This is a genomic window from Streptomyces sp. NH27 (assembly GCF_056859195.1).
In genome coordinates, this window is sequence record NZ_JACEGK010000539.1 from 1 (window position 1) to 5,394 (window position 5,394).

3 protein-coding genes are annotated in these 5,394 nt (G+C 72.1%); 1 reads left to right on the top strand and 2 read right to left on the bottom strand.

The genetic code is table 11. The features are described 5' to 3' along the window. On the bottom strand, nucleotides 1–1,209 hold a 1,209-nt coding region (locus tag AC13HU_RS31345; protein ID WP_483045359.1), incomplete at its 3' end, for an aldehyde dehydrogenase family protein. Between the two features lie 531 nt (nucleotides 1,210–1,740). On the opposite strand from AC13HU_RS31345, the gene AC13HU_RS31350 reads away from it, so the two are divergent. Continuing rightward, the gene (locus tag AC13HU_RS31350; RefSeq protein ID WP_483045361.1) at nucleotides 1,741–3,276 is read left to right on the top strand and encodes a hydrolase; all 1,536 of its coding nucleotides are present in this window, start codon (nucleotides 1,741–1,743) and stop codon (nucleotides 3,274–3,276) included. A gap of 7 nt (nucleotides 3,277–3,283) precedes the next feature. Here AC13HU_RS31350 and AC13HU_RS31355 read toward each other — a convergent pair. Continuing rightward, nucleotides 3,284–5,394: SpoIIE family protein phosphatase (locus AC13HU_RS31355; protein ID WP_483045360.1), on the bottom strand; the 2,111-nt coding region annotated here is incomplete at its 5' end.

Here is a 5,394-nt window from a genome sequence, read left to right on the forward strand (position 1 = left end):
GGTCCAGACGTTGGAACTGAGCCCGAACGGCGTGTCGTTGGCGAGCGTGACGGCCGCTTCGAGGTCGGGCACCCGGTACAGGGTGGCGACCGGGCCGAACGCCTCCTCGCGGTGGATGCGCATCGCGTCCGTGATGCCGGCCAGCACCGTGGGCTCGTAGTACCAGCCGTCGGGCAGTGCCGCGGGGCGGCGGGCGCCGCACAGCGCCTCGGCGCCCCGGGACAGCGCGTCCTGGACCAGTTCCTCCAGGTCGGCGCGGCCCTGCTCGGTGGCGACCGGCCCGACGTCGGTGGACTCGGCCGCCGGGTCGCCGACGGTCAGCCGCGCCATGGCCTGCACGAAGCGCTCGGCGAACGCGTCGTATACGTCCTCGTGCACGATGAACCGCTTGGCGGCGATACAGGACTGACCGTTGTTCTGCACCCGGGCGGTGACGGCGGTGGAGACCGCGTCGTCGAGTTCGGCCGCGGCCGACGGCATCACCACGAACGGGTCGCTGCCGCCGAGTTCGAGCACGGTCGGCTTGATCACGTCGCCGGCCGCCGCGGCCACCGCCCGGCCCGCGCCCTCGCTGCCGGTGAGGGTGGCGGCGGCCACCCGCGGGTCGCGCACGACATCCTCGACGGCGCCGGACCCGACCAGCAGCGTCTGGAAGCAGCCCTCGGGGAAGCCGGCCCGGTGGAAGAGATCGCCGAGGTAGAGCGCGGTCTGCGGAACGTTCGAAGCGTGCTTGAGCAGGCCGGTGTTACCCGCCATCAGCGCGGGCGCGGCGAAGCGGACCACCTGCCACAGCGGGAAGTTCCACGGCATGACGGCCAGTACGACCCCGAGCGGGCGGTAGCGGACGACGGCGCGGTGGGCACCGCTGTCCGCCACGTCGGCCGGGTCGGGGTGCTCGTCGGCCAGCAGCCCCTCGGCGCGGTCGGCGTACCAGCGCATCGCCCTGGCGCACTTGGCGGCCTCCGCGCGGGCGGCGACAAGGGTCTTGCCCATCTCCGTGGTCATGATCCGCGCGATGGTGTCGCGTTCGCTGTCCAGCAGGTCGGCCGCGGCGCGCATCAGGGCGGCCCGGGTGGCGAAGTCGGTCTCGCGATGCTCCCGGAAGGCGCTCTCCGCCCTGGCGATCCGCTCCTCGACGGCTGCCGCGTCCATCGGCTCGAACGTCTTGAGGGTCCGGCCGGTGGCGGGGTCCACGGTGGCGATGGGCATCTGCTGCTCCTCCTCTGCCCCCCGCTGCGGTGCTGTGCCGTTGTCGTCCCCCTACCCGGGCGGGCACCGTCTACCCGGAACCCGCCGACGGTTACGCGTACGCGTACGGCGGGCGTACGGGGGCGGCGGGCGTACGGGGCGGTACTCGTGCGACCGCCGCGGTACGCCCGCGGGCCCGGGGCCATCGTCACCCGGCGCGGCCCGGTCCGCGACAGCACGGGGGCCACCGTGGTGGCGGCTGGGACGGCCACGCACTCCTGTGCTTCGAGGGACGTTCACCGATTCGTCACACCAGGCACATGCTTCTCGGGCTCTACGCGCGGAGAATCATGTGTCACACCATGTGCCGCACCGCACACCCGCTTCCGATGACGGTTCCCCCATACACCGCCCCCACCTGGAGGTTGACGGATGCCCGCTTCCCGAGTCCCTGGCGCCACCGGCTCGTCCCGCAGATCCGGCAGGTCACGTACCGCCCACACCGGCCGAGTGCCTCGGCTGCCGCGCGTCCCCCTGGTCCCCCGCAGTCGCGTGCTGGTCGGCGCGATCGCCGCGCTGGGCGCGGTGGCCGCGCTCGGCGGGCTGGGGCTGTCCGGCGGCAGCGCTCAGGCCGCGGCCGACCCGCGGACCGGGGCCGCCCCGGCCGCCACGGCCACCCACCGCGTGCTGTTCGACAACACCAAGGCCGAGACGGCCGGCAACGCCGACTGGATCATCAGCACCAGCCAGCCCGACCCGCTCGGCGAGAACTCCACACCGAGCAAGGAGACCGACTGGACCGGCGCGCTGTCGTCGTGGGGCGTGGCCCTGCAGAAGGCCGGCGGCTACCAGTTGGCGACGCTGCCGTCCGGCAAGACCATCACCTACGGCGACTCCTCCAACCCGCAGGACCTGAGCAACTTCGACACGTTCGTGGTCGACGAGCCCAACACCCAGCTGAGCGCGGCCGAGAAGACCGCGGTGATGACGTTCGTCAAGAACGGCGGCGGCCTGTTCCTGATCTCCGACCACAACAACAGCGACCGCAACAACGACGGCTACGACTCGCCGAAGGTGATCAACGACCTGCTGACCAACAACGGGGTGGACAACTCCGACCCGTTCGGCTTCTCCGTCGACCTGCTCGACATCAGCACCGACACCCCCAAGGCGATCAGCGACAGTTCGGACCCGGTGCTGCACGGCCCGTTCGGCACCGTGACCGGCAGCATCATCGCCGACGGCACCACCTTCACGCTCAAGCCGGCCGACAACCCGGCCGTCAAGGGCCTGCTGTACCGCACGGGTTACTCGGGCAACACCGGCGCCTTCTTCGTCACCAGCACCTTCGGCAGCGGCCGGGTGGCCATCTGGGGTGACAGCTCACCGGTCGACGACGGCACCGGCCAGTCCGGCAACACCCTGTACGACGGCTGGAACGACACGCGCGGCACCAACGCGGCCCTCGCGCTCAACGCCACCGCGTGGCTGGCCGGCAACGGCAGCGGCACCACCACCGGAGGCACCAGCTCCGGCACCTCGTCCGGTACGTCGTCCGGCACGTCCTCGGGCACGTCGTCCGGCTCCACCACCGGCTCCACCACGGGCGGTTCGGGTAGCTGCACCTCCGCGCAACTGCTCGCCAACCCCGGTTTCGAGTCGGGCGACACGGGCTGGACGGGAAGCAGCAAGGTGATCACGAACGCCACCGCGGAGCCCGCGCACACCGGCTCGTACAAGGCGTGGCTGGACGGCTACGGCACCGCCACCACCGACACGTTGTCGCAGAGCGTGTCGATCCCGGCCGGCTGCGCGGCCTCGTTGAGCTACTGGCTGCACATCGACACCGCGGAGACCGGCTCGACGGCGTACGACACGCTGACCGCGCAGGTGCTCAACTCCTCGGGCACGGTGCTGTCCACGCTGGCGACGTACTCCAACACGAACGCGGCGGCCGGCTACTCGCAACGCAGTTTCGACCTGAGCGCGTACGCGGGCCAGACGGTGACGGTGAAGTTCACCGGCGTGGAGGGGTCGAAGCTCCAGACCTCGTTCGTCATCGACGACACGGCGCTGAAAGTGAGTTGATCCCGGGTCAGGCGGTGGGGCCGTCGGCCCCGCCGCCGCTCCCGCCGCTCCTGCCGCCCTCGGGTTCTTCGTCGCCCTGGGGTTCTTCTTCGCCCTCGGGGCCGAACTCGCACCACACCGCCTTGCCGTCGCCGCGCGGTTCGACGCCCCAGTTGTCGGCGAGCACGTCGATCATCAGCAGGCCGCGGCCGGAGGTGGCGGCCTCGCCGGGAGTGCGGCGACGCGGCCAGACACTGGAGCGGTCCTGCACGGACAGCCGGACCCGACGGACGGGTTCGGGCAGCACTTCGAGGGTGAGGACGGCGCCGCCCTCGGTGTGCAGCAGGACGTTGACGAGGAGTTCACCGGCGGCGAGTTCGATGTCGTCGGCGAGATCGTCCAACTCCCAGGCGGCGAGGGCCTGTCGCAGGGCGAGCCGGGCGTCGGCCAGGCCCTCGGGGTCGGCCTGGTGGACGTACTGGTGGATGCGGGGCGCGCGGGTGGTGCCGGGGTCCGGGGAACGGCGCAGGATGAGCAGCGCGACGTCGTCGTTGGAACCCCAGCGCCGCCAGAGGTTGTCGGCGAGGTGGTCGGCCAACTCCTCGGCGTGCTGCGGGCCGTGGTGGACGGCTTCGGCGAGCGCCTCCATGCCGACGGTGATGTCGGCGTCGCGCTCCTCGACCAGGCCGTCGGTGCAGAACACCAGGGTCTCGCCGGGCACCAGGTCGAGCCGGGTCTCGGGGAACTCCTGGAGGTCGAGCGAGGTGGCCAGGCCCAGCGGGAGGCCGCCGCGGACGCCTGGCCAGCCGGTACGGCCGTCGGTGTGCCGGATCAGCGGCCCGAGGTGGCCGGCCCGCGCGGTCCACAAGGCGCCGGTGACGAGGTCGAGTTGGGCGTAGGTGCAGGTGGCGAAGCGCTCGGTGTCGAGTTCGGCGAGGAAGCGGGAGGCCCGGGCGAGCACCGTGGACGGCGGATGTCCCTCGGCGGCGTACGCGCGCAGGGCGATCCTCAACTGGCCCATGACAGCGGCGGCATGGGTGTCGTGGCCCTGGACGTCGCCGACCACCAGGCCGACCCGGTTCTGCGGCAGCGCGACGACGTCGTACCAGTCGCCGCCGACCTCCCTTCCGCTGGAGGCGGCGTGGTAGCGCACCGCGATCTCGGCGCCGTCGAAGCGCGGGACGTGCCGGGGCAGCATCGTGGCCTGCAGTCCGGTGGCGAACTCCCGTTCCTGGTCGAAGAGGATGGCGCGCTGGAGGGACTGGGCGAGGATGCCGGCCAGCGCCGCGCACAACTCCCGGTCCTCGCGGCTGAATCGGTTGCGGCCGCGGTAGAAGAGGGCGAGCCCTCCGATGGAGTGGGCCTGGGCGATCAGCGGGAGGAAGGCGCAGGCGTCCATCCCGATCTTCTCGACGAACGGGCGCGCCAGCGGGAAGCGCGCTTCGAGCTCGTCGTTGTCGGCGAAGAACTGGGGCTGCTGGGTGAGCACGGAGTCGGCGAGCGGCAGCGACTCGACCAACCGGACCGGCTTGAACGACGGCACACCGCGCATGAGTGCGCCGGCCGTGGCCACGAACCTCATGTTGCCGCCCTCGACCAGCGAGAGCGTGAGTCCGTCCGCGCCGAACCGCTCGACACCTCCGGTGCCGGTCAGCACGGCGGTGACGTCGTCGATGGTGACGGCGTGCGACAGCGACTCGGTGATGCGGCCGACGATGGACGAGAAGTCGCGGCGCGGCGGGGCGCCGCCGTCGGCGGGGGCCTCGGCGGCGGGCGGGGCCTGGGCGAGATCGCCGGTGGCGTCCCTGACGATGCCGACGACGCGGTGCGCGTGGCCCTGCTCGTCGCGCAGGATGGTGCCCTGGGTGTGGGTCCACTGCTTGATGCCGTCCCGGCGGGTGACCTGGAAGTAGCCGCCGTAGTTGCGCCGGCCGGACTGTATGGCGCGGCGCAGCTCGCGGTCGATCCGGTCGCCCTCCTCGTGGGTGACGCGCAGCACCAGCGCGTCGGGGCTGCGGTTGAACTCCTCGGGCCGCAGGTCGAACACGCGCAGCCCCGCCTCGTCGAGGTCGAAGATCCCCTGGTCGAGGTCCCAGTCGAAGCTGCCCATGCCGTTCATGGCGAGCCGCTCCTCCGGGC